Raw genomic sequence first — 22,421 nt, 5'->3', positions numbered from 1 at the left:
TTCGGCCGCGACGGGGCTTCGGTCCGGTCGCGGCCGAAGGCAGGTCCAGGGCAAGCAAACCGGAGGGGTTCGTGCCGGCAGTTCTTTTCCAGAGGGTCCTCGGCTTTACCGGGCGGATCGTCACCCTGTTCCTGACCGTGGGCATCACGCTCCTCGGCCTCGTCGCGCTCACTTTCTGCATCGGCCGCCTGGTGCCGATCGATCCGGTGCTCTCTGTGGTGGGGCAGAAGGCGAGCGAGGAGGTCTATCAGCGCGTCTTCCTCGAAATGGGACTGGACAAGCCGCTCTGGCAGCAGTTCCTGCTCTATGCCGGCAAGCTGGTGCAGGGCGATTTCGGCACCTCCTTCGTCACCAACCGGCCGGTTCTGTCGGACCTTGCCGGCTTCTTTCCCGCCACGCTGGAACTGGCGACGCTCGGCCTCCTGATCGGCACGCTGGTCGGCGTGCCGGCCGGTGTCGCGGCCGCCTACTGGCATGGCCGCTGGCCGGACTATCTCATCCGCTTCATCGGTCTTATCGGTTATTCCGTGCCGATCTTCTGGCTCGGTCTGGTCGGCCTTTTCATCTTCTATTCCCGGCTCGACTGGGTCTCCGGCCCGGGCCAGATCGACGTCTTCTTCCAGGGCATCGTCACGCCGGTGACGGGGGCGCTGCTGATCGATTCCCTGATCGCCGGCGAAGGGGAGGTGTTCGGCAACGCCCTCAGCCATATCGTGCTGCCGGCCGCGCTGCTCGGCTATTACAGCCTTGCCTATATCTCGCGCATGACGCGCTCCATGATGCTCGACCAGCTCTCGCGCGAATATGTGCTGACGGCCCGCCTCAAGGGGGCGACGGAGTACCGGGCGGTGATGCTGCATGCCCTGCGCAATGCCGCGATCCCCCTCGTCACGGTCATCGCGCTGTCCTATGGCGGCCTGCTGGAAGGCTCGGTGCTCGTCGAGACGGTCTTCGCCTGGCCGGGCATCGGCAACTACATCGCCTCCTCGCTCTTCCGGGCCGACATCAATGCCGTGCTCGGCGGCACGGTGCTGGTCGGCGCCGTGTTCATCCTGCTCAACATGGTCTCGGACGTCGTCTACCAGATGCTCGATCCGCGCTCCAACCTTCGCCGCCGGTAGGAGGCCGCCATGACCGTCGCCAACCTCACCCATGCCGAAAGCCGCCGCCAGCTCCGGCGCGCGCGCCTCGGCGAGTTCGGCAGGTTCGCCCGCCGCTTTGCCCGCAACCCGCTCGGCATGATCGGCCTTGCCATCCTGGGCGTGCTGCTGGCGTGCGCGATCCTCGCCCCGCTGCTGGCGCCGCACGATCCCTATCTTCCCGATCTCGTGCGCCGCCTCTCGCCGCCGGGCGCGCAGAACTGGCTCGGCACGGACGAACTCGGCCGCGACATCTTCTCCCGCATCCTCCACGGCGCCCGGCTGACCCTGCTCATCGTCGGGCTGGTCGTGGCGACGTCGGCGCCGATCGGCCTCGTCGTCGGCGCGGTGGCGGGAACGGCGGGCGGCTGGGTCGATGCGGTCTTCATGCGCATCACCGATGTCTTCCTGGCGGTCCCGAAGCTCCTGCTGGCGCTCGCCTTCGTCGCCGCGCTCGGGCCGGGCATCGTCAATGCGGCGCTGGCGATCACGCTCACCGCCTGGCCGCCCTATGCGCGGCTGGCGCGTGCCGAGGCGCTGATCGTGCGCGACAGCGACTATGTCAATGCCGTTCGCCTTGCCGGCGGCTCGGAATTCCGCATCGTCTTCCGCCATATCATGCCCATGTGCCTGTCCTCGGTGATCGTGCGCATGACGCTCGACATGGCCGGCATCATCCTGACGGCTGCCGGCCTCGGTTTCATCGGCCTCGGCGCCCAGCCGCCGCTGCCGGAATGGGGCGCGATGATCTCGACCGGCCGCAAGTTCATCTTCGACCAGTGGTGGGTGGCGACCATGCCCGGCCTTGCGATCTTCATCGTCAGCCTCGGCTTCAATCTTCTGGGCGACGCCATGCGCGACCTGCTCGACCCGCATCTGAGGAGGCGCGCATGAGCGACCCGCTCGTCACCGTGAAGAACCTGCGCATCGCCTTTGCCGGCGAGGGCGGCGCGACGATCGAGGCGGTCAAGGGTGTCTCCTTCGAGGTCGGCCGGGAAAAGCTCGGCATCGTCGGCGAAAGCGGCTCGGGCAAGAGCCTTTCCAGCCGCGCGCTGATGGGCGTGCTGCCGGGCCATGCCGATGTCACCGCCGACGCCATGTCCTTCGCCGGCATCGACCTCCTGGCGGCATCTCCCCGCCTGCGCCGGCAACTGCGCGGCAACCGTATGGGCATGATCCTGCAGGACCCGAAATTCTCGCTCAACCCCGTCATGCGCGTCGGCGCGCAGATCGCCGAGGCGATCCGGCTCGGCGATCGCTCGCTGCCGCGCGCGAAGGTGCGCCGGAAAGTGTTAGACGTGCTGGAGGCGGTGCATATCCGCGGGCCGGAGCGCGTCTACGATCTCTATCCGCACGAGCTCTCCGGCGGCATGGGCCAGCGGGTGATGATCGCCATGATGGTGGTGCGCGAGCCGGAACTGCTGATCGCCGACGAACCCACCTCCGCCCTCGACGTCACCGTGCAGGCGCAGGTGCTGGAGATCATGGACGAACTGGTCAAGCGCCGCGGCATGGGCCTCGTCTTCATCAGCCACGACCTCAACCTCGTCTCGCGCTTCTGCGACCGGGTGCTGGTCATGTATGCCGGCCGGATCGTCGAGACGCTGGATGCGCGGCGCATGCACGAGGCGGTGCATCCCTATACGCGGGGCCTGCTCGCCTGCCTGCCCGCCATCGACGGACCGCTGACGCCGCTGCCGACCCTTGCGCGCGAGGCAAGCTGGGGAGAGGCCCGCCCATGATCCGCATCGACAATCTCGGCGTCCGTTTCGGCAACGCCGTCGCCGTGCAGGATGTCAGCCTTGCCGTGGAGAGCGGCGAGAGCTTCGGGCTGGTCGGGGAAAGCGGTTCGGGCAAGTCGACGGTGCTGCGCACCGTCATGGGGCTCAACCGCCAGTGGACCGGCGATATCCGCATCGCCGGCATCGACCTGCGCCAGGGGCGGCGGAAGGACCTCGTGCGCGTGGCGCAGATGGTGTTCCAGGATCCCTATGCGTCGCTGCATCCGCGCTACACGATCGGCCAGGCCATCGCCGAGCCGATGCTGATCAACCGCATGCCCGACGTGGATGCCCGAACGGTCGAGCTCCTGGAGATGATCGGGCTGACGGCGGCGCATCGCTTCCGCTTTCCGCACGAGCTTTCCGGCGGCCAGCGCCAGCGCGTGGCGATCGCCCGCGCCCTGTCGCTCGCCCCCAGGGTGCTGCTGCTCGACGAGCCGACCTCGGCGCTCGATGTTTCGGTGCAGGCCGAAATCCTCAACCTGCTCAACCGGTTGCGCCAGGAGCTGAAGCTGACCTTCGTCATCGTCAGCCATGACCTCGCGGTCATCTCCTACATGTGCGACCGGCTGATGGTGATGCAGAATGCCCGGGCGGTGGAAACGCTGACGCGTGCGCAGCTTCGCGCCGGCGACATGTGCCACGACTATACCCGCACCCTGTTCCGGGCGAGCCACCACCGGGCGCGGGACGCGCATGCCGAGGCGTGACGATCCATCCGCGACAGGCAGTTGCCGTAAAATGGAGGTGCCATCTTAACGGTCTGTTGGTCTCGTCTCGAAACGCGCTCTTAGGGCCTCGCGGATAGGGTGCGCGCGATGTGCGGTGCTCGTGTGCCGAACGTCCGCGCCGCCTGCTGCGACGACGGTCAATGATCTCCGGATTGGAGGAAGCGCGTTCATGATGGATGCGAAAACCATATTCACGACGGTATCGGTGATGGTGCTGGCCAATGGCGCAATCCTGGCCGTCATCCATCGCGACCTGCCGGCAAGGCTGCGCGGGTCTGCCAGCCAATGGTGCCTTGGAACGCTGCTCATCGCTCTTGGATGCATCGTCTTCGCCTTCGGCCAGCCGCTGCCCCGTCCGATCATGCTGTCCATCGCCAATGCGGGCTTCGCTTTCGGCCTGACGGCCTATTATGTCGCGATCTGCATGTTCCACCGGCTGGAGGTCCGGGCCTGGCATTTCCTCCCCGCGACGGTCGCGACGCTCTGCGTGCTGTGGTTTTCGTCCGTCACGCCGGATTTCCGCGTTCGCATCGTGGCCGTTTCCATCGCGTGGACCTTGCTGATGCTGATGTGCGTGCGGGTGCTCATGGACAGGCGGCGCGGTGACGCCTCGCTGGCCCGTACGATCCTCGGTGCCATGTTCCTTTTCGTTTCCCTCTACTCGGCCGTTCGTGGTGTGCTCTATCTGGGCACGGACATCCCCGATGATTTCGCCGTCGAGACGGGCGGGAACTGGCTGAATGTCGTGTCCGCCATGCTGATGCCGCTGCTGCCCGTCATGGGCACGACGGCGTTCCTCCTGATGTGTTCCGACCGGCTGCGGCGGGGCCTCGAACGGGCGGCGGCGACGGACTACCTGACGGGCCTTCCCAACCGGCGCAGCCTCGCCGGCCTCGGCGCCACGGCCTTCCTTGCCGCAAGGGCCGACAACAGCGACCTTGCCGTCGCCGTCTTCGACATCGACAAGTTCAAGGCGATCAACGACACCTACGGTCACGATGCCGGCGACCGGGCGCTCGTCCACGTCGCCAAGCGGCTGCGCGGCGAAATCCGCCCGACCGACATGATCGCCCGCACGGGTGGCGAGGAGTTCGTCGTGCTGTTCCCCCATCTCGCCATGGTGGACGCCTTCGCCATTGCCGAACGGATGCGCGCGGCGGTGGAGCAAAGCGATTTCATCGTCGACGGCGGCAGGATCGGCATCACCATCTCGGCCGGCCTCGCCTCCCTGCACGCGGGTGATGCAGGCTACGACGACATCCTGCGCCGGGCTGACAGTGCACTTTACCGTGCCAAGTCGAACGGCCGCAACCGCGTGGAGATTGTGGGGGTGGACAGCGCGGCGAAGGCGCGCATGCTCATACCGTCGCCTCCGGCGATATCGGCCGCCGAATCCGCCATTGCGCATCCGACGACGCATTCGGCGCATCCCTGATCCTCTCGCGCATGGCCTCCCCGGGCAGGGCTTGCCCCTTGAGGAATTGACCCGTCCCCGGGTGATGGGTAGATTCCAGTGCGCGAGGCCGCCGAGCCATGGGCGGTCGGCAGGCATGACCGCTCCCGCGGCAGGACCGGGGTGAAAGCCCTCTTCCCGCAAACAGGAATTGACGCGCGCCTGGGCTTGCGAGCCCACCGCGCCAGGATGGAGTTCGAGTGTGAGCGTTGCCTTCATGAAGGAAGAAAGCGCCGAGACGGCAGCGGAAACCCTGCTGCCCGAACGGGCGATTTCCCCGCACCCCAATCTCGTGACGGAGGCCGGGCTGAAGGCGCTGGAGGCGCAACTCCAGGAGGCCCGCGAGGCCTATGCGGCGGCGAACGCCATCGAGGACGTCAACGAGCGCCGGCGGCAGGCGGCCGGTCCGGGGCGGGACCTGCGCTATCTCGCCGAGCGGGTCCGCACCGCCGAGCTTGTTGCCGCCCCGACCTCCAACGATGTCGTTTCCTTCGGCAGCACGGTTACCTTCAGCCGCGACGACGGACGGGTGCAGACCTATCGCATCGTCGGCGAGGACGAGGCCGACCCCAAGGCCGGCTCGATCTCCTATGTGGCGCCGGTGGCCCGTATCCTCATGGGCAAGGCCGTCGGTGACCTCGTGACCGTCGGCGCGCAGGAACTCGAAATCATCGCCATCGCGTGAGCGATCACAGGAAGAGATGGACGATGAGCGACGTGAGCACCGCGTTCAACCCCATCGCGATCCCCGAAAACAGGCCTGCGACCGGATCCACGGAATAGGCGCGCGCCGTGCCGATGCCGTGCGAGGCGAGGCCGACGGCAAAGCCGCGGGCGCTGTAGTCCTTGATGCGCATGGCGTTCATCATCGGCGTCACGACGATCGCGCCGCAGATGCCGGTGAGGACGACGACGGCCGCGGTGAGGGCCGGGTCCCCCGCAAGGCCCGACGAAATGGCCATGGCGACCGCCGCAGTCGTGGATTTCGGGGCGAGCGAGGCGACGACCTCGGGCGTGAAGCCGAACAGCCGGCTGAAGAACACCGTCGAGCCGACCGCCGTGAGGCTGCCGACGAAGAGGGCGGCAAGCAGCGGCAGGAGGTTGCTCTTCACCAGCGACAGTTTCTCGTAGAGCGGGATGCCGAGCGCCACGGTCGCCGGGCCCAGCAGGAAGTGGATGAACTGGGCGCCCTCGAAATAGGCGGCGTAGTCGATCCCGGTGACGCAGAGCACCGTCGCGATCGCGGCGATGGAGAAGAGGATCGGGTTGAGCAAAGGGTTTCCCGGGCTGAGCCCGGCAAGGCCGGTGGCGGCCAGCCAGACGACCAGCGTGGCGGCGAGCCAGAGCAGGGGCGAGGTGGCGAGATAGACCCAGAGCCCGTCAGTCATTCGCATAGCCTCCGGAAAGCCGCTTCACCAGGATGAAGATCCAGACGGTAACGGCGAGCGTGATGACGGTCGAGAGCAGCACGATGGCGAGCAGCGCCAGGCCGCGGTCGCGGATGAGGTCGAGGTGCTGGATGATGCCGACCCCGGCCGGCACGAAGAGGATGCCGAGATTGGCGAGGATCGTCCTGGAGGTGTCGAGCGTCTGCCGGTGGGCGGGTTCGAGCACCGGCTTGCCGCCGGTCAGCGTGAGGACCACGGCGATCATCGCCATGCCGATGACCGGCCCCGGCACGAAGCCGCCGAGAAAATAGGCGGTCACTTCGCCGATCAACTGGAAAACAAGCAAGATCGTAATTCCGACGAGCATCTGCGCACTCCCTGCCCCTGGCCTCATAGGTTCGTTCTCGATCCGGACGAGCGGCAAGGTCCGGTCGTCGGAAAGCACGGCCGCGGGCCGTCGCCTGCGAGAATTAAAGGCCTTTTGCCCTTAAATCCATCGCCGTGGCCGGGCCGCCGCAGTGCCTGTCGACGGATCGGATGCGGCGCGGCACTTTGCCCGCGGCCTCGCCGATGGACAAAGCCGGGCCGGGCACCTATTTTCGCGTCATGCTGCGGTATCTGGTGCTCATCGTTTCGGCGTGTCTGTTCGCGGTCGTGTCCTTCACGGCCTCGGCGCACGAGACCGGCATGATCGTCTCGACGGAACTGGCCAGCCGCATGCAGCCGATGGACCATGGCGCCATGACAAAGGCGTCCTGTGCCGACGACAGGACCTGCAAGATGGATCCCGGCCTGTGCGATCTCGTCTGCATGGGCGTCGGCGTGTTCCTGCCGGCCGGGCGGATGTCGGCAGGCCTTGCCATGCCGCGTGAAACCTATCGCCGCCATCCCGACGCGGCCCTTGTCTCGACACCGCCGGCCCTTAACGACCGACCTCCCATAGCGCACCGCCTCTGAAGCCGCGGCAGGCCGCGCCTGCCGTATTTCCCAGGTTTTTGAGCGGGACGTCCGTCCCGAGGTGATGCCATGACATGCTTTTCCCGACGCGGTTTCCTGGCCGCCGGCGCAGCGACGCTCGCTGCAACCCAGTTCCCCATCCGTGCCTTCGGCCAGGCGGCCGCGCCGCTGCGGCTTGCCGCCACGCGCCGCACGCTCGATATCGACGGCCGCGCCGCCACCGTCTTCGGCCTTGCCGGTCCCGGCGGGCAAGGCCTTGTCCTCGATCCCGGCCAGCGCTTCCGGGTCGACCTCGACAACGACCTGCCCGTCCCGACCATCGTGCACTGGCACGGCCAGATCCCGCCGAACGCGCAGGACGGCGTGCCCGACATGCCGCAGCCGCTGCTTGCGCCCGGCGAGACGCGCAGCTTCGATTTCGCCCCGCTTGCCGGCACGCACTGGATGCACAGCCACGTTCCCATCCAGGAAATGCAGTTGCTTGCCGCCCCGCTGATCGTGCGCCGGCCGGAGGACGTCGCCGCCGACCGGCAGGAGGTGGTGCTCTTCCTGCACGATTTCTCCTTCAAGGCGCCGGAAGAGGTGCTGGCGGAGATCACCGGCGGACACGGCACCGCGGCCTCCGGCGCGATGCAGGGCATGGGCCACGGCGGCATGCATGGCGGTGCCGGAACCGCGGGATCGATGGCGATGCCGATGGACATGGGCACCATGGGCGGCATGGCCATGGACCTCAACGACTACGACTGGGATGCCTATCTCGCCAACGACCGCACGCTTTCCGATCCCGAGGTCGTATCGGTCGAGCGCGGTGGGCGGGTTCGGCTGCGTGTCATCAATGCCGCCGCCGCAACGGTCTTCTGGATCGACACCGGCACGGTGGAAGGGCAGCTCGTCGCGGTGGACGGTCACCCGGTGCGCCCGCTTGCGGGTTCCCGTTTCGGGGTCGCCATGGGGCAGCGCCTCGACATCGAGATCGACCTGCCGAACGAGGGCAGTGCATGGCCGGTGCTCGCCCTTCGCGAGGGCGCGCGCGAGCGGACCGGCATCGTCCTTGCCACGCCCGGCGCGACGATCGGCATCATCGACGCCCTCGCCGAAAGGGTGGCGCCGGCCTTCGATACCGACCTTGCGCAGGAGGCGAGCCTTGTCGGCATCGACGCCCTGCCCGAAAGGCCGGTCGAGCGCCGCCACATGATCATGCTGGGCGGTGCGATGCGGCCCTATGCCTGGACCATCGACGGGGCGGTCTGGGGCCAGCATCGCCCCATCGCCGCAAAAAGCGGCGAGCGGGTGGAACTCGCCTTCCACAACATGTCGATGATGGGCCATCCGATGCACCTGCACGGCCATGCCTTCCAGGTGGTCGGGATCAATGCCCGCCGCTTTGCCGGCGCGCGGCGCGACACGGTCTACGTGCCGCCGATGTCGATGGTCACGGTGGCGCTGGATGCGGGGGAGACCGCGCGCTGGATGCTGCATTGCCACCACATGCCGCACCTTGCGACCGGCATGATGACCGAGTTCCGGGTCGAGGCGTGAAGGCGGCGTGCATTGCGGGCGCGGCCGCCACGGTGGCCGCTCGGCCTGCCCGTCAGAAAACAGCTCTTTGCCGGGCGGCGACCGCCGCGACCGGCTTCCTATCAGGACAGGAACCATGACACGAAACGATCAACAGCGCGGACATTCGAAAAATGCGCCCGGCGCACCGGAAAAGCGGGCTTCGGCCGGCGGGATGAACAAGGGGAAGATTGCCGTCATCGCCATCGTTGCAGTGGGTATTGCCGCCGCCGCCACCTGGACGCACCGGGGCGGGGAGGCGCCGGCGACCGAAGCAGCGGCCGGCAAAGGCGTGATGGTCACGGTCACCCTTCCCGCCACTCTCTCGGAGGCGGCGAAGATGGGGGAGAAGGCGTTCAACGCCGTCTGTGCCGCCTGCCACGGCGCCAATGCCGCGGGAACCGAGGCCGGGCCACCGCTGGTGCACGAGATCTACGAGCCCTCGCACCACGGCGACCACGCGTTCGAGATGGCCGTCGTCAACGGCGTGCGGGCGCATCACTGGACGTTCGGCGACATGCCGGCCCAGCCGGCGATGACGCGGGCCGACCTCCGGAACGTCATCGCCTATGTGCGCGAGATGCAGCGGGCCAACGGCATCGACTGACCGGCGCATGCCCTGCCGGCAAGATTGCCGAGTTGCGAAGCCGCCGCGGATGGCAACAATGGCCGCCGGTGAGATTCGCAGCAATCCCCGCAGGACAAGCGCCGGGCGGGGCAAGGATGGAAGGCAGGCAGGGCATGATCGACGACAAGCGGCTCGAAGCGGAGATGGATGCGCTTGCCTTGCGGTTTCCGGGGCCGGGCGGCGTCGCCGGCGTGGTCAGCGAAGGGCAGGTCGTCGCCCTTCGTGCCTGGGGTTTCTCCGATCTCGACACGCGTCGGGCCATGACGGCGGGGACGCGGCTGCCGATCTGCTCGGTCTCCAAGCAGTTCACCTGCGCGGCCATGCTCGCCGCCTGTGGTGCGCCGGAAGCACTCGATGGCCGGCTTGCCGCGCATCTGCCGAATTTCGAAGGCCCGCTGCCGCGCGTGCGCGATCTCTGCAACAACCAGTCGGGCCTGCGCGACTACTGGGCGCTGACCGTGCTGCACGGCGCCAGGGCCGAGCAGGCCTTTTCGCGCGACGACGCGGCATCGGTGTTCATGCGCATGCGCAACGGGCACTTTGCGCCCGGCACGCGCTATTCCTACAGCAACGGCAATTTCCGCCTCGTCTCCGATCTTCTGGAGGCGTTCTCCGCCGAAACGCTGGAGGCGCTCTATGCGCGGCACATCTGGGAGCCGGCCGGCATGGCCGGCGCGGTGCTGACCGCCGATACCCGCCAGCCGGAAGACGGTGTGGTCGGCTACGAGGGCAACGACGCCACCGGCTACCTTCCGGCGGACAACGGCATCTACTGGCGGGGCGATGCCGGCATCTCCGCCTCGCTCGACGACATGATCGCCTATGAACGCTGGATCGATGCCACGCGCGGGGATCCGGACAGTCTCTACCGGAAGATCGCGGTGCCGCAGACCTTCCGCGACGGTACGGCCGCGGCCTATGGTTTCGGCCTGCAGCATTCGCGCGTCGGCGATGTCGCCTTCACTGGCCATAGCGGCGCCCTGCGCGGCTTCCGGGCCTACCGGGCCTATTCGGCCGAAGCGCGGCTCTCGGTCGTGGTGATGTTCAACCATCACGGCGATGCGCATGGCGCGGCACACCGGCTGCTGCGCACCGCGCTCGGCCTGCCGCACCCCGCCCCGCAGCCGCTCGGCGAGCGCTGGGGCGGGCAGTGGATGAGCCGCGAGACCGGTCTTCTCGCCCGGCTGGAGCCCGGCCTCGACGCGGCGACCCTGCGCTTCGGCACGTCGCCGGAGAGCCTTTCGCAGACGGCGGACGGCGGCCTTGCCTCCTCGTCCGTCACGGTTGCCCGCGCGGGCGAGGACCTCCTGATGCAGCGCGCGCAGGAAAATTACGCCGAGAGGCTGGCGCCGGTCGCTCCGGTGCCGGCGGCCGGCGATAAGCGCCTTGCGGGCCGCTACCGCTCCGCCGAGCTGGAGGCGGATATCGTCATCGAATGCCGCGACGGCGGGACCTATCTCTGGGCCGAGGGTTTCCTCGGCACGGGCCGGCCCGAGATCGTCCAGCCGGCCGGGCCCGACATCTGGATCGTCGTGACGCGCCGCTCGATGGACGCGCCGGCGCCGGGGGACTGGACGCTGGTGGCCGAGCGCGATGCGGCCGGACATATCACCGACCTGACGCTCGGCTGCTGGCTGGCCCGTGGGATCCGCTATGCCCGGTGCGATGACAACACCTAAATCATTGCAAAACAAAGCCTCAGGCGTTTTTTGCATAGGATTCTGCCCAAATTGAATTGGTCAGCCGCGGCAAGTCGCACCAATGTTCGGCGCGAGGAGCCACAGGCGCAGCAAGGGGAACAGATGGGCAGGATCGTCTACGTCCACGGTCAATTCGTGCCGGAGGAGGAAGCCAGGATCGGGTTGTTCGATCGCGGCTTCCTGTTCGGCGATGCCGTCTACGAGGTGACGGCGGTGATCGCCGGGCGGATGATCGACAACGACCTGCATCTCGCCCGGCTCGAACGTTCGCTGAAGGAGCTGGACATCCCCCTGGCGCTCGACCGGCCGGAAATCGTGGCCGTCCAGACGGAACTGATCGCCCGCAACGCCCTGCAGGACGGCACCGTCTATCTGCAGGTCTCGCGCGGCGAGGCGGACCGCGACTTCTTCTATCCCGCCACGCTGGCGCCGCGGCTCGTCGGCTTCACGCAGGCCAAGTCCCTCACCGGCACCAAGGCGCAGCAGAACGGCATTGCGGTCGACCTTGCCTCCGATCCGCGCTGGCAGCGGCGCGACATCAAGACCGCCATGCTGCTTGGCCAGGTGATGGCCAAGCAGGCGGCGCGTGCCCGCGGTTTCGACGATGTCTGGCTGGTGGAGGGCGGGCTGGTGACGGAGGGGGCCTCCTCGACCGCACACCTCATCACCGCTGACGGCCGCATCCTCACCCGCGCCGCCTCGCAGGCCACGCTGCCGGGCTGTACCCAGCGCGCCCTTGCGCGGCTCTGCGCCGCCGATGGCCTGCACATCGAGGAGCGCGCCTTCACGCCCGAGGAGGCGCAGGGCGCAGCAGAGGCCTTCCAGACCTCCGCCTCCAGCCTGGTCACGCCCGTCGTGCGCATCGGCGACCGGGTGATCGGCGATGGAAAACCCGGGCCTCGGACGCGGGCGCTGCAGGCGCTCTATCTGGAAGCGGCCGGCGTTTCGGTCTAGAGCATTTCCAGCCGAAGCGAAGTCGCTTCGGTGTCGGATAATGCGGTAAAAGCAAGAATCCAGAGCATTTCCGGCGAGGCGGCTCGCTCGGAAAAGGTCATCTTTTCAAGGATTGGAATGCCGGAAGGGGCGGACATGAAGACGGCGCGTGAACTGGGCCTGATCCCTGAGGGGCGGCTGGAGCCGGGGCCGGGCAATGCCATTACCGATGTTGCCGGGGTTGCCGTCGGCCATCGCTCGCTGCGCGGCGAAGGCCTCTTCACCGGCGTGACGGCCATCGTGCCGCATCCCGGCGATCTCTTCCGCGTCAAGCCGCGGGCGGCGGTCGAAGTCGTCAACGGCTTCGGCAAGTCGGCCGGGCTGATGCAGGTGGCCGAGCTCGGCACGATCGAGACGCCCATCCTCCTCACCAACACGTTCGGCGTCGCCGCCTGCACCGAGGCCCTGATCCGCCGCGCCATCGCCGCCAATCCGGCGATCGGGCGGAAGACCTCGACGGTCAATGCGCTGGTCTTCGAGTGCAACGACGGCAGCATCAACGATATCCAGGCGCTCGGCGTGACGCCCGCGGATGCCGAGGCGGCCCTCGATGCCGCGCATCCGGGACCGGTCGAGCAGGGCGCGGTCGGTGCCGGATCCGGCATGACCGCCTTCGGCTTCAAGGCCGGCATCGGCACCGCCTCGCGGCTGATGCGCATCGGCAAGCGCGACTTCACGCTCGGCACGCTGGTGCTCGCCAATTTCGGCGCGGCGGGCGATCTCGTCCTGCCGGACGGCCGCCGGCCCGACCCGCGGGTGCCGGCAAGCCCTGAGCGCGGTTCGGTCATCGTCGTCATGGCGACGGACCTGCCGCTGGGCGACCGGCAATTGCAGCGCGTCGCCCGGCGCGGCGGTGCGGGGCTTGCCCGGCTCGGCGCCTTCTGGGGCCATGGCAGCGGCGACGTCGTCCTTTGTTTCACAACGGCCGATCCGGTCGAGCACGATCCGCCTGCGCCCGTCGCCACGCAGCAGCGGCTGTCCGACAGCTATATCGACATCGCCTTCCGCGCGGCCGCCGAGACCACACAGGAGGCGGTGCTGAACGGGCTCTGCGCGGCCCCCGCCACGCCGGCGCGCAGCGGCCGCATCTATCCCGCCCTCACGGACTGGCTGAAGGAGAGCCCCATCCCATGAAAGTCTTCATCTCCGCCGACATCGAAGGCACGGCCGGCATCGCCCATTGGAACGAGGCCGAGCGCACCCACCCGGACTGGGCCGAGTTCCGCGCGCTGATGACGGGCGAGGTGGTCGCCGCCTGCGAGGGCGCGCGCGCCGCCGGCGCCACGGAAGTGGTGATCAAGGATGCCCATGACAGCGGCCGCAATCTCATCCTCGACCGTCTGCCCGATTATGCCCGCATCGTGCGCGGCTGGTCCGGCCATCCGGACGAGATGATGTTCGGCATCGATGCCGGCTTTGCCGCCGCGATCTATACGGGCTACCATTCCAAGGCCGGCACGGAGGGCAATCCGCTCGCGCACACCTCCAACCTGCGCATCTCGCGGCTCCTGCTGAATGGCGAGGTGGCGTCCGAGTTCACCTTCAACGCGCTCTGCGCGGCCGGCTATGGCGTGCCGTCGGTCTTCCTCGCCGGGGACGTGGGCATCTGCGCGGAGGCGCGGGCCATGGTGCCCGGCCTTGCGACGGTGGAAACGCTGGATGGCAGGGGCCGCGCCTCGACATCCATCTCGCCCGCCTGGTCCCGCCGTCTCATCCGCGAAGGCGTGGCGGCGGCGCTGTCGGGCGACTTCGCGCAGGCGCTGCCCGCAAAGGCGGATCGCTACGAGGTGGTGATCGAGTTCAGCACGCCGACCGAGGCCTACCGGGCTGCATGGTATCCCGGTGCGAAGGCGCATGGTCCCCGCGCCGTCGCCTTCGAGCACAGGGATTTCTCCGAGATCCTCAGGGCGCTGCTCTTCCTGAAAGTCTGATACCAGGCGGTGCGCGTTCGAGAAGCTGCCGCGCCGTGCGCCAGAAATCCTCGACCTTGCCGGTCCGGCTCGCCGCATGGCGGTAGAGGCGGACTTCGAGGTTGAGGTTCCAGCCCTCGTCCACGGAGGCCGGCACGAGGCGCCCCGCCTCCATCTCTTCGCGCGCAAGGCTCTCCGGCAGCCAGCAGACGCCCGCGCCCGTCACCGCCATGTTCATCAGCCCGGCGCTGATGGTGTTTTCATGGGTCGTGCGCCGGCGAAAGGGCGGGCGGCGCAGGAGGAGGCGCGACAGCGCGACGCCGAAGAACGAATTGAAGCCGTAGCTGAGATAGGGAATGGCAAGCCGCGGCTGCGCGACGGCGCGGTCGAGAAGATTGCGCCCGGGCTGCAACTGGCCCGAAACCGCGATCTCCGCCGATACCAGCGGCATCAGCCGGTCGCGCCCGACCGTCAGCGAGGCGAATTGGCCGCGGTCGAGATGAAACGGCACTTCCGGATGGGCATAGGTGAGGAAGAAATCCGCCTCGTCGCCGACAAGGGCGTCGAGATTGGCCTCGATGCCGCCGCGGTCGGGAATGAGCGAGGTGCTGAAGGCGCCGCCCGCGCCTTCCAGTGTCTTTAGCCAGCGCGGGAAGAAGGTGACCGTCAGCGTGTGCAGGGCGGCAAAGCGGATGAGGCCCGGCTCATGCGCGGGGCGCAGTGCTTCCCGCGCCGCATAGAAGGTGCGGATCGCCTCCTGCGCGACGGGCAGGAAATTGCGCCCTGCGGGCGTCAATTCGGCCGGCATGGTGGCGCGGCTGATCAGCGTGGCGCCGAGCCAGCCTTCCAGCTGCTTGATCCGGCGGCTGAAAGCCGGCTGGGTGACATTGCGCAATTCGGCGGCGCGCGAAAAGCTGGACGTGTCGGCCAGCGTCACGAAATCCTCCAGCCACTTGATCTCCATTTGCGCGTCCCTCCGGTGCCTTCTGCGCGGCGAAGGCGATCATAAGTCATTCAATCGAAATGGGTATGCCGATTTCGCATAGGATCGTGCCAAAACCGAATTGGCCAAGCCCGCCGCAACCTTTCACGTTGCGGGTGGAGAAAAAGGGCGCCGGTTGGCCGGTGCCGACAGGGGGAGCCGTGCATGGCATTCGGAATTGAAGCCGATCTTATCCTGACCAATGGCCGCATCTGGCGGGGCCGGGAGGAGGGCATCAGCGAGGCCCTGGCCGTCTGGCAGGGCAAGGTTCTGGCAACCGGCAGCACGGCCGACATGCTGAGCCTGAAGGGGCCGGCGACCGAGGTGATCGATCTTGCGGGGCGTTTTGCGACGCCAGGCCTCATCGACAACCACCTGCATCTCATCGCGACCGGTATCGCCATGGGCTTCGTCGATGCGACGCCCGCAGCCGCGCCGACGCTGGCTGCCCTGATGAAGGGCATTGCCGAGCGCGCGGCTACGACGCCGAAGGGCGGCTGGGTGCGCGCCCGCGGCTACGACCAGGTCAAGCTCGACACCGGCCGGCATCCGACGCGGGACGATCTCGACCGCGCTGCGCCCGACCACCCCGTCCTGCTGACGCGCGCCTGCGGCCATGTCTCCATCGCCAATTCCCGCGCGCTGGAACTTGCCGGCATCAGCGAGGCGACGCCGGTGCCCGATGGCGGCGTGATCGGCGTCACCGACGGGAAGCTCAACGGTTTTCTCGCGGAGAACGCCCAGAACCTCGTCAAGGCCGTCATGCCGCCGGCGACCACCGAGGAGCTGATCGACGGCATCGAGCGGGCCGGGCGGCATCTGCTTTCCTTCGGTATTACGAGCTGCATGGATGCGGCGGTCGGCCATGTCGCCGGGTTCTCCGAGATCCAGGCCTATGAGATGGCAAAACTGTCCGGCCGCCTGCCGGTGCGCGTCTGGCTGACGCTGCTCGGCGATCCCGGCGTGTCCATCGTCGAGGACGCTTGGCGGGCAGGGCTGCTGTCGGGTGCCGGCGACGACATGCTGCGCGTCGGCGGCGTGAAGGTCTTCCTCGACGGTTCGGCCGGCGGGCGCACCGCCTGGATGACGAAGCCCTATGAGGGCGAACCCGACAATATCGGCGTGCAGATGCTGCCGGACGAGACGGTCGAGGCGGTCGTCAAGGATTGCCATGACCGTGGCTACCAGATGGTCTGCCATGCCATCGGCGACGGGGCGATCGAACAGCTCATCACGGCTTACGAGAAGGCGCTCGCCGCCAACCCGGATCCCGACCGCCGCCACCGCATCGAGCATTGCGGCTTTTCCACGCCCGGACAGCATGCGCGCATGCAGGCCGCCGGCATCCTGCCCGCGCCGCAGATGGCCTTCATCCACGATTTCGGCGACAGCTATATTTCCGTGCTCGGGGAGGCACGCGGCAAGCCGTCCTACCCGATCGGCACCTGGATGCGCATGGGCCTCAACCCCTCGACCGGTTCGGACTCGCCGGTCTGCTCGCCCGATCCCTTCCCGAATCTCTACGCGATGATCACGCGCCAGACCGGCAAGGGCACGGTGATGGATGCGTCCGAACGGCTGAGCCCGGAAGAGGCGCTGCAGGCCTATACGGAATACGGCGCCTATTCCCAGAAGGCCGAGGGCGTGAAGGGGCGGCTCGTGCCCGGCCAATGGGCCGATATCGCGGTCTTCGACAACGATCTTCTTACGGCGGAGCCGCAAACCATTCTCTCAGGCACGCGCTGCCTGCTGACCCTGCTTGCAGGCCGTGTCGTGCATGATGCGCGGTAAACGCCTGCCGGACTGAACTGAAACGATGCCGAAAACGGCACGAGAGGGAGAACGACATGATCAAGACACTGACACTGGCCGCAATGCTCAGCCTCGGCGTGGCTTCCGGGGCGCTCGCCGCGGGTGAACGCCAGGGCGGAACGCTCGTCTTCACCGCCCCCTACGGATCGAGCTTCGCCACGCTCGACGTGCAGGCGAGCCCCAACACGCAGGAAGAGTTCATCACCCAGGCGATCCATCGCGCGCTCTATAGCTGGGACTCGATCCAGAACAAGCCGGTGCTGGAACTGGCGGATTCCGAGGATGTTTCCGAGGACGGCACGGTCCATACCTATCGCCTGCGCAAGAACGCCGTCTTCCACAACGGCAAGCCGCTGACGGCGGATGACTTCATCTACAGCTACAAGCGCATCGCCAATCCGAAGAACGCTTTCCCGGGCGCAAGCTTCATCGCCAACATCAAGGGCGCGGACGACTATATAGCCGGCAAGGCCGAGGAGATTTCCGGCCTCAGGAAGATCGACGACAACACGCTGGAGATCACCTATACCGGCCCGATCAATCCCGGCTTCCCGCTGATGCAGAACACGACGGTCATCTATCCGTCGAATGTCGAGGATGAATCGAGCTTCGGCAAGTCCCCCGTCGGCCTCGGCGCCTTCACCTTCAAGGAGCATGTGCCGGGCTCGCAGGTCGTCGTCGAGAAGTTCGACAAGTATTACGAGGAGGGCAAGCCCTATCTCGACCGCATCAACATCGTGCTGATGGCCGAGGACGCCGCGCGCGACGTCGCCTTCCGCAACAAGGAGATCGACGTCTCCATCCTCGGCCCGACACAGTACCAGGCCTATCAGGGCGAGGACGCGCTGAAGGATCACCTGCTGGAAGTCGCCGAGGTCTATACCCGCAATATCGGCTTCAACCCGGCTTTCGAGCCCTTCAAGGACAAGCGGGTGCGCCAGGCGATCAACCATGCCATCAACGCGCCGCTGATCATCGAACGCCTCGTCAAGAACAAGGCCTATCCGGCCTCCGGCTGGCTGCCGATCTCCTCGCCGGCCTTCGACAAGGACAAGCCGGCCTATGCCTTCGATCCGGAAAAGGCCAAGGCCCTGCTGGCGGAAGCCGGCTATGCCGACGGCTTCGAATTCGAGGTGACGGCGAGCCCGAACGAAAGCTGGGGCGTGCCGATCGTCGAGGCCATCCTGCCGATGCTGCAGAAGGTCGGCATTACCGTGAAGCCGAAGCCGGTGGAAAGCTCGGCGCTCGGCGAGGCGGTAACGACCAACAACTTCCAGGCCTTCATCTGGTCGAACCTTTCCGGCCCCGACCCGCTGAACGCGCTGCGCTGCTACCATTCCAAGACGGCGCAATCGGCCTGCAACTATACGAGCTATGCGAGCCCAGAATTCGACAAGCTCTACGACACGGCCCAGCAGGAGCGTAACCCCGCCAAGCAGAACGACCTCCTGCGCCAGGCCAACAACATCGTGCAGGACGACGCGCCCGTCTGGTTCTTCAACTACAACAAGGCGGTCATGGCCTACCAGCCGTGGATCCACGGCCTCGTTCCGAACGCGACGGAACTGGCGGTCCAGCCCTATGACGAGATCTGGATCGACGAGACCGCGCCGGACTCGCGCAAGTAAAGCCTTGAGGGGTTCGGGGGCGGCGTCAAAGCCGCCCCCGCATCGATTGTCGCGCCCGTCCGGGCGGCCAACACGGAACCGCTCATGCTTCGTTTCACCCTGCGCCGCATCTTCCAGATCATTCCGACGGTCGTCGTGGTGGCGCTGCTGATCTTCGTCATCTTCTCCGTCGTGCCCGGCACCTTCGCCGCCAGCCTCTTTGCCGATGGCAAGCGCGCCGCCGATCCGCAGATGATCGCCCGCCTCAACGAGGAGTTCGGCCTCAACAAGCCGCTGCTAGAACGCTTCGTGGCCTATGTCACGGACCTCGCGCAGTTCGATCTCGGCACCAGTTTCCGCACCCGCCAGCCGGTGATCGACCTCATCAACGACCGCATGGGGGCCTCGCTGCAACTCGCCATCGCCGCCATGGTCTTCGCCCTCGTCGTCGGCGTGCCGCTCGGCTTCCTCGCGGCGCTACGGCCCGGCTCGGTGCTCGATACGGTGACGATGATCGGTGCGGTCTCGGGCCTGTCCATGCCGCAGTTCTGGCTGGGCCTGTTGATGATGTATCTCTTCGCCCTGCAACTGAACTGGCTGCCCAGCTTCGGCTACGGCGACGGCTCGTTCCGCAATCTCATCCTGCCCGCCGTCACGCTCGGCGTCACGCCGCTGGCGCTTCTCGCACGCACCACGCGGGCGGGCGTGCTCGACGTGCTCAATGCCGATTTCATTCGCACCGCCCATTCCAAGGGCATGAGCGAGGCGAAGGTGGTGCGCTGGCATGTGGCGCGCAACGCGCTGGTGCTGATCGTCACCACGGTCGGCCTGCAATTCGGCTCGCTGATCGGCCAGGCCGTCGTCATCGAGAAGCTGTTCGCCTGGCCCGGCATCGGCTCGCTGCTGGTCGACAGCGTCGCCATCCGCGACATTCCCGTGGTGCAGGGTACGATCCTCGTCATCGTGCTGTGGTTCCTCGTCATCAACACGGCCGTCGATCTGATCTATGCCGCGATCGATCCGCGCATCAAGCAGGAGTGACGGGAATGCGCTTCGGCTTCAACTTCTGGCTCGGCGCCAGCCTGACGGCGCTGGTCATCCTCGCCGGCGTGCTGGCGCCGTGGATCGCGCCCTTCGACCCGGTGCTCGACGCGGACCTGATGAGTTCCGAACTTCCGCCCGACGCCACCTTCTGGTTCGGCACGGACGGGCAGGGGCGTGACGTCTATACCCGCATCCTCTACGGCGCGCAGATCTCGCTGACGGTCGGCATCGTCTCGCAGGTCATCAATTCAGTGATCGGCGTCACGCTCGGCATGACCGCCGGCTATTGGGGCGGCTGGTGGGACGATCTCGTCAACGGCCTCACCAACGTCATGCTCGCCATCCCCTCGCTGATCTTCGCGCTCGCCGTCATGGCCGTGCTCGGCCCCGGCCTGCCGTCGCTCCTCGTCGCGCTCGGCCTCACCAACTGGAGCTGGACCTGCCGCATCGCCCGCTCCTCGACGCTCTCCTTGAAATCGCAGGGCTATGTGCAGGCGGCGCAGACGCTCGGCTACGGGGACCTGCGCATCATGTTCACGCAGATCCTGCCCAACATGATGGGACCGATCCTCGTCATGGCGACGCTCGGCATGGGCTCGGCCGTCCTCTCCGAGGCCGCGCTCTCCTTCCTCGGCCTCGGCATCCAGCCGCCGTTCCCGAGCTGGGGCTCGATGCTGACGGATGCGCGCCAGCTCATCCAGCTCGCGCCCTGGGTGGCGATCTTCCCGGGCCTTGCCATCTTCCTCTCCGTGCTCGGCTTCAACCTTCTGGGGGATGGCCTGCGCGACAGCCTCGACCCGCATATGAGGACGCGCAAGCCATGACCGCGCCGCTTCTCGACATCCGGAACCTTCGCCTCGGCGTCGCGCTCGGCCGCTCCGTCCACCATCCGCTTCTGAAGGACGTCACCTTCCAGATCATGCCGGGAGAGGCCTATGGGCTCGTCGGCGAATCCGGTTCCGGCAAGTCGATAACCTCGCTCGCCGTCATGGGGCTTCTGAAGAAACCGCTTGCCGTCACCAGTGGCGAGATCCTGTTCAAGGGCCAGAACCTGCTGTCCCGGCCGAAGCGCGAGATGCGGCGCCTGCGCGGCAACCGCATCGCCATGATCTTCCAGGAGCCGATGACGGCGCTGAACCCGCTCTCGACGGTCGGCCGGCAGATCGCCGAAATGTTCGTGCTGCATCAGGGCAGGAGCTGGGGCGAGGCGGAAAGACTGGCCGTCGAGGCGCTGGGCAATGTGCGCGTGCCCAATCCCGACCGGCGTGCGAAAAACTATCCGCACCAGATGTCCGGCGGCCTGCGTCAGCGCGTGATGATCGCCATGGCGCTCGCCTGCAACCCGGATCTCCTCATCGCCGACGAGCCGACCACGGCGCTCGACGTCACCGTGCAGGCCGAGGTGCTGCGGCTGATCAAGGAGCTTTGCGCCGCGCGCGGCACGGCCGTGCTCTTCATCAGCCACGATCTCGGTGTCATCGCCAGCATCTGCCAGCGCGTCGGCGTCATGTATGCCGGCTGCCTCGTGGAAGAGAACGAGACGCGGGCGCTCTTCGAAAATCCCCGCCACGCCTATACGCGCGGTCTGCTCGGCGCCCTGCCGCGTCTCGGCAGCCGCAGCGCGCACGGTCGCCAGCGCCTCGTCGATATCGACAGCATCATCGCCGACCGCTCGACGCTGACGGAAACCCGCTTCATCGCGCCGCGCGGGCCGGAAGGGGGCCAGCCATGACAGCGCCCCTGTTGCAGGTGGACGACCTCCACGTCCGCTTCCCGATTTCCGGCGGCGGCCTGTTCGGCACGGGGCGGCGCATGCTGCACGCCGTCAACGGTATCAGCTTCGACCTCGCCAAGGGCGAGTGCCTGTCGATCGTCGGCGAATCGGGCTGCGGCAAGTCCACGACGGCGCTCTCCATCCTCGGCCTCCAGGAGCCGACGGAAGGCACGATCCGTTATCGCGGCCAGCCGCTCGCCGGGCCAGGCGCGCCGGGGCGCATGCAGCGCGCCAAGGCGGTGCAGATGGTCTTTCAGGACCCCTATGCCTCGCTGAACCCGCGCCAGTGCGTGCGCACCTCGCTCGCCGCGCCGCTGAAGCTGCACGGCATCACCGCCGCGTCGGAAATCGAGGGCCGGATCGAGGCCATGCTGAAGAATGTCGGCCTGACGCCCGAGCAGGCGCGCCGCTATCCGCACGAGTTCTCCGGCGGCCAGCGCCAGCGCATCGGCATCGCCCGCGCGCTGATCCTGGAGCCGGAGATCGTCGTGCTGGACGAGCCGGTCTCCGCCCTCGACGTCTCGATCCGCGCCCAGATCATCAACCTGCTGCTCGACCTGCAGGAAAAGCTTGGCCTCTCCTACATCATGATCAGTCACGACCTCAGCGTCGTCGAACACATGAGCGACCGGGTGCTGGTGATGTTCTTCGGCGAGGTGGTGGAGGAGGGCGGCTGGCGGCAGATCTTCGAGACGCCGACCCATCCCTATACCCGCCGGCTGATCGCTGCCATTCCCGATCCGGATGCGGCGCTGAACCCGGTCGCGGCCGCTTTCGCGCCGGATGCGACCCTGCCCGATGGGCGCCGCTTCGTGTCCGATGGCAGCGCGGCGCCGGATGTCTTCAAGCCGCCGGTGCCCTCCGCGCTGGTCGAGATCGCCCCCGGCCATCGCGTGCGGCTTGCATCGACGGCTTGATGCCGCCCGCAAGGGCGTTTCGCATCCGACCTATGGGCGATTGTC

Annotated in this window: 22 protein-coding genes; 19 read left to right on the top strand and 3 right to left on the bottom strand. The window is 67.4% G+C overall.

From position 1 onward, the window contains the following. Nucleotides 1-71 precede the first annotated feature (71 nt). The 6 genes from EV665_RS11310 to greA all read left to right on the top strand — a co-directional run bounded on the left by EV665_RS11310 (nt 72) and on the right by greA (nt 5,789). Nucleotides 72-1,121 carry an ABC transporter permease gene (locus tag EV665_RS11310; RefSeq protein WP_245507691.1) on the top strand — a complete coding sequence of 350 codons (1,050 nt, stop codon included), beginning with the start codon at nt 72-74 and terminating at the stop codon, nt 1,119-1,121. Nucleotides 1,122-1,130: 9 nt separating this feature from the next. Beyond that, on the top strand, nt 1,131-2,033 hold the full coding sequence (nikC, locus tag EV665_RS11305; protein ID WP_133034179.1) for a nickel transporter permease: 903 nt from the start codon (nt 1,131-1,133) through the stop codon (nt 2,031-2,033). After that, on the top strand, nt 2,030-2,881 hold the full coding sequence (locus tag EV665_RS11300; protein WP_133034178.1) for an ABC transporter ATP-binding protein: 852 nt from the start codon (nt 2,030-2,032) through the stop codon (nt 2,879-2,881). Before nikC ends, EV665_RS11300 begins: the two co-directional genes overlap by 4 nt. Further along, nucleotides 2,878-3,630 (top strand): ABC transporter ATP-binding protein, encoded by a 753-nt coding sequence (locus tag EV665_RS11295; protein ID WP_133034177.1) that lies wholly within the window; start codon nt 2,878-2,880, stop codon nt 3,628-3,630. The genes EV665_RS11300 and EV665_RS11295 overlap by 4 nt, the downstream gene beginning before the upstream one ends. Before the next feature lie 190 nt (nt 3,631-3,820). Continuing rightward, nucleotides 3,821-5,086 (top strand): GGDEF domain-containing protein, encoded by a 1,266-nt coding sequence (locus tag EV665_RS11290; protein WP_133034176.1) that lies wholly within the window; start codon nt 3,821-3,823, stop codon nt 5,084-5,086. 220 nt (nt 5,087-5,306) lie between these two features. Further along, the gene (gene greA / locus EV665_RS11285) at nt 5,307-5,789 is read left to right on the top strand and encodes a transcription elongation factor GreA (protein ID WP_133034175.1); all 483 of its coding nucleotides are present in this window, start codon (nt 5,307-5,309) and stop codon (nt 5,787-5,789) included. A 4-nt stretch (nt 5,790-5,793) separates the two neighbouring features. Here the strand turns inward: greA and EV665_RS11280 are convergent, their stop codons facing one another. Both EV665_RS11280 and EV665_RS11275 read right to left on the bottom strand, forming a co-directional pair. Beyond that, a complete protein-coding gene (locus EV665_RS11280; protein WP_210234622.1) occupies nt 5,794-6,492 on the bottom strand; it encodes an LrgB family protein in 699 nt (232 codons plus the stop codon). Continuing rightward, nucleotides 6,485-6,859, bottom strand: coding sequence for a CidA/LrgA family protein (locus EV665_RS11275; RefSeq protein ID WP_162853034.1), 375 nt, complete (start codon nt 6,857-6,859; stop codon nt 6,485-6,487). The genes EV665_RS11280 and EV665_RS11275 overlap by 8 nt, the downstream gene beginning before the upstream one ends. A gap of 203 nt (nt 6,860-7,062) precedes the next feature. Between EV665_RS11275 and EV665_RS11270 the strand changes: the two genes are divergently transcribed. From EV665_RS11270 to EV665_RS11240, 7 genes are all read left to right on the top strand, one after another. Beyond that, nucleotides 7,063-7,449, top strand: a complete 387-nt coding sequence (locus tag EV665_RS11270) for a hypothetical protein (RefSeq protein WP_133034172.1) — start codon at nt 7,063-7,065, stop codon at nt 7,447-7,449. Between the two features lie 69 nt (nt 7,450-7,518). Further along, nucleotides 7,519-8,991, top strand: coding sequence for a multicopper oxidase family protein (locus tag EV665_RS11265; RefSeq protein WP_133034171.1), 1,473 nt, complete (start codon nt 7,519-7,521; stop codon nt 8,989-8,991). Between the two features lie 115 nt (nt 8,992-9,106). Then, nucleotides 9,107-9,616, top strand: coding sequence for a c-type cytochrome (locus EV665_RS11260; RefSeq protein WP_245507690.1), 510 nt, complete (start codon nt 9,107-9,109; stop codon nt 9,614-9,616). Between the two features lie 134 nt (nt 9,617-9,750). Then, nucleotides 9,751-11,316 carry a D-aminopeptidase gene (locus tag EV665_RS11255; RefSeq protein WP_133034170.1) on the top strand — a complete coding sequence of 522 codons (1,566 nt, stop codon included), beginning with the start codon at nt 9,751-9,753 and terminating at the stop codon, nt 11,314-11,316. Nucleotides 11,317-11,439: 123 nt separating this feature from the next. Beyond that, nucleotides 11,440-12,291 (top strand): D-amino-acid transaminase, encoded by an 852-nt coding sequence (locus EV665_RS11250; RefSeq protein ID WP_133034169.1) that lies wholly within the window; start codon nt 11,440-11,442, stop codon nt 12,289-12,291. 135 nt (nt 12,292-12,426) lie between these two features. Continuing rightward, nucleotides 12,427-13,464 (top strand): DmpA family aminopeptidase, encoded by a 1,038-nt coding sequence (locus EV665_RS11245; RefSeq protein WP_133034168.1) that lies wholly within the window; start codon nt 12,427-12,429, stop codon nt 13,462-13,464. Beyond that, complete coding sequence (locus EV665_RS11240; RefSeq protein ID WP_133034167.1) at nt 13,461-14,261, top strand: M55 family metallopeptidase; 801 nt, start codon at nt 13,461-13,463, stop codon at nt 14,259-14,261. Before EV665_RS11245 ends, EV665_RS11240 begins: the two co-directional genes overlap by 4 nt. Here the strand turns inward: EV665_RS11240 and EV665_RS11235 are convergent. Continuing rightward, complete coding sequence (locus tag EV665_RS11235; RefSeq protein WP_133034166.1) at nt 14,233-15,204, bottom strand: LysR family transcriptional regulator; 972 nt, start codon at nt 15,202-15,204, stop codon at nt 14,233-14,235. The genes EV665_RS11240 and EV665_RS11235 overlap by 29 nt on opposite strands. Nucleotides 15,205-15,387: 183 nt before the next feature. On the opposite strand from EV665_RS11235, the gene EV665_RS11230 reads away from it, so the two are divergent. The 6 genes from EV665_RS11230 to EV665_RS11205 all read left to right on the top strand — a co-directional run bounded on the left by EV665_RS11230 (nt 15,388) and on the right by EV665_RS11205 (nt 22,376). Further along, the gene (locus EV665_RS11230; protein WP_133034165.1) at nt 15,388-17,013 is read left to right on the top strand and encodes an amidohydrolase; all 1,626 of its coding nucleotides are present in this window, start codon (nt 15,388-15,390) and stop codon (nt 17,011-17,013) included. A 56-nt stretch (nt 17,014-17,069) separates the two neighbouring features. Next, the gene (locus EV665_RS11225) at nt 17,070-18,662 is read left to right on the top strand and encodes an ABC transporter substrate-binding protein (RefSeq protein WP_133034164.1); all 1,593 of its coding nucleotides are present in this window, start codon (nt 17,070-17,072) and stop codon (nt 18,660-18,662) included. A gap of 84 nt (nt 18,663-18,746) precedes the next feature. After that, nucleotides 18,747-19,682, top strand: coding sequence for an ABC transporter permease (locus EV665_RS11220; RefSeq protein WP_064332860.1), 936 nt, complete (start codon nt 18,747-18,749; stop codon nt 19,680-19,682). A gap of 5 nt (nt 19,683-19,687) precedes the next feature. Continuing rightward, entirely contained in the window at nt 19,688-20,509 is an 822-nt protein-coding gene (locus EV665_RS11215; protein WP_133034163.1) for an ABC transporter permease, read from the top strand. Continuing rightward, the gene (locus EV665_RS11210; RefSeq protein ID WP_133034162.1) at nt 20,506-21,417 is read left to right on the top strand and encodes an ABC transporter ATP-binding protein; all 912 of its coding nucleotides are present in this window, start codon (nt 20,506-20,508) and stop codon (nt 21,415-21,417) included. Before EV665_RS11215 ends, EV665_RS11210 begins: the two co-directional genes overlap by 4 nt. After that, nucleotides 21,414-22,376, top strand: coding sequence for an ABC transporter ATP-binding protein (locus EV665_RS11205; RefSeq protein ID WP_133034161.1), 963 nt, complete (start codon nt 21,414-21,416; stop codon nt 22,374-22,376). The genes EV665_RS11210 and EV665_RS11205 overlap by 4 nt, the downstream gene beginning before the upstream one ends. The last annotated feature ends 45 nt before the right edge of the window (nt 22,377-22,421 follow it).

This window comes from Shinella granuli, from assembly GCF_004341885.1.
GTDB lineage: Bacteria > Pseudomonadota > Alphaproteobacteria > Rhizobiales > Rhizobiaceae > Shinella > Shinella granuli.
The sequence above is the reverse complement of the archived record's forward strand: the minus strand, read 5'-3'. Positions and strand labels throughout refer to the sequence as shown.

Excerpts from the sequence above, each read along its gene's own strand:
- EV665_RS11300 (WP_133034178.1), top strand. The coding sequence starts at position 2,030 with ATGAGCGACCCGCTCGTCACCGTGAAGAACCTGCGCATCGCCTTTGCC.
- EV665_RS11245 (WP_133034168.1), top strand. The coding sequence starts at position 12,427 with ATGAAGACGGCGCGTGAACTGGGCCTGATCCCTGAGGGGCGGCTGGAG.
- EV665_RS11250 (WP_133034169.1), top strand. The coding sequence starts at position 11,440 with ATGGGCAGGATCGTCTACGTCCACGGTCAATTCGTGCCGGAGGAGGAA.
- EV665_RS11265 (WP_133034171.1), top strand. The coding sequence starts at position 7,519 with ATGACATGCTTTTCCCGACGCGGTTTCCTGGCCGCCGGCGCAGCGACG.
- nikC (WP_133034179.1), top strand. The coding sequence starts at position 1,131 with ATGACCGTCGCCAACCTCACCCATGCCGAAAGCCGCCGCCAGCTCCGG.
- EV665_RS11255 (WP_133034170.1), top strand. The coding sequence starts at position 9,751 with ATGATCGACGACAAGCGGCTCGAAGCGGAGATGGATGCGCTTGCCTTG.
- EV665_RS11215 (WP_133034163.1), top strand. The coding sequence starts at position 19,688 with ATGCGCTTCGGCTTCAACTTCTGGCTCGGCGCCAGCCTGACGGCGCTG.
- EV665_RS11240 (WP_133034167.1), top strand. The coding sequence starts at position 13,461 with ATGAAAGTCTTCATCTCCGCCGACATCGAAGGCACGGCCGGCATCGCC.
- EV665_RS11205 (WP_133034161.1), top strand. The coding sequence starts at position 21,414 with ATGACAGCGCCCCTGTTGCAGGTGGACGACCTCCACGTCCGCTTCCCG.
- EV665_RS11210 (WP_133034162.1), top strand. The coding sequence starts at position 20,506 with ATGACCGCGCCGCTTCTCGACATCCGGAACCTTCGCCTCGGCGTCGCG.
- EV665_RS11295 (WP_133034177.1), top strand. The coding sequence starts at position 2,878 with ATGATCCGCATCGACAATCTCGGCGTCCGTTTCGGCAACGCCGTCGCC.
- EV665_RS11280 (WP_210234622.1), bottom strand. The coding sequence starts at position 6,492 with ATGACTGACGGGCTCTGGGTCTATCTCGCCACCTCGCCCCTGCTCTGG.
- EV665_RS11230 (WP_133034165.1), top strand. The coding sequence starts at position 15,388 with ATGGCATTCGGAATTGAAGCCGATCTTATCCTGACCAATGGCCGCATC.
- EV665_RS11260 (WP_245507690.1), top strand. The coding sequence starts at position 9,107 with ATGACACGAAACGATCAACAGCGCGGACATTCGAAAAATGCGCCCGGC.
- EV665_RS11290 (WP_133034176.1), top strand. The coding sequence starts at position 3,821 with ATGATGGATGCGAAAACCATATTCACGACGGTATCGGTGATGGTGCTG.
- EV665_RS11270 (WP_133034172.1), top strand. The coding sequence starts at position 7,063 with ATGGACAAAGCCGGGCCGGGCACCTATTTTCGCGTCATGCTGCGGTAT.
- EV665_RS11220 (WP_064332860.1), top strand. The coding sequence starts at position 18,747 with ATGCTTCGTTTCACCCTGCGCCGCATCTTCCAGATCATTCCGACGGTC.
- EV665_RS11275 (WP_162853034.1), bottom strand. The coding sequence starts at position 6,859 with ATGCTCGTCGGAATTACGATCTTGCTTGTTTTCCAGTTGATCGGCGAA.
- EV665_RS11235 (WP_133034166.1), bottom strand. The coding sequence starts at position 15,204 with ATGGAGATCAAGTGGCTGGAGGATTTCGTGACGCTGGCCGACACGTCC.
- EV665_RS11225 (WP_133034164.1), top strand. The coding sequence starts at position 17,070 with ATGATCAAGACACTGACACTGGCCGCAATGCTCAGCCTCGGCGTGGCT.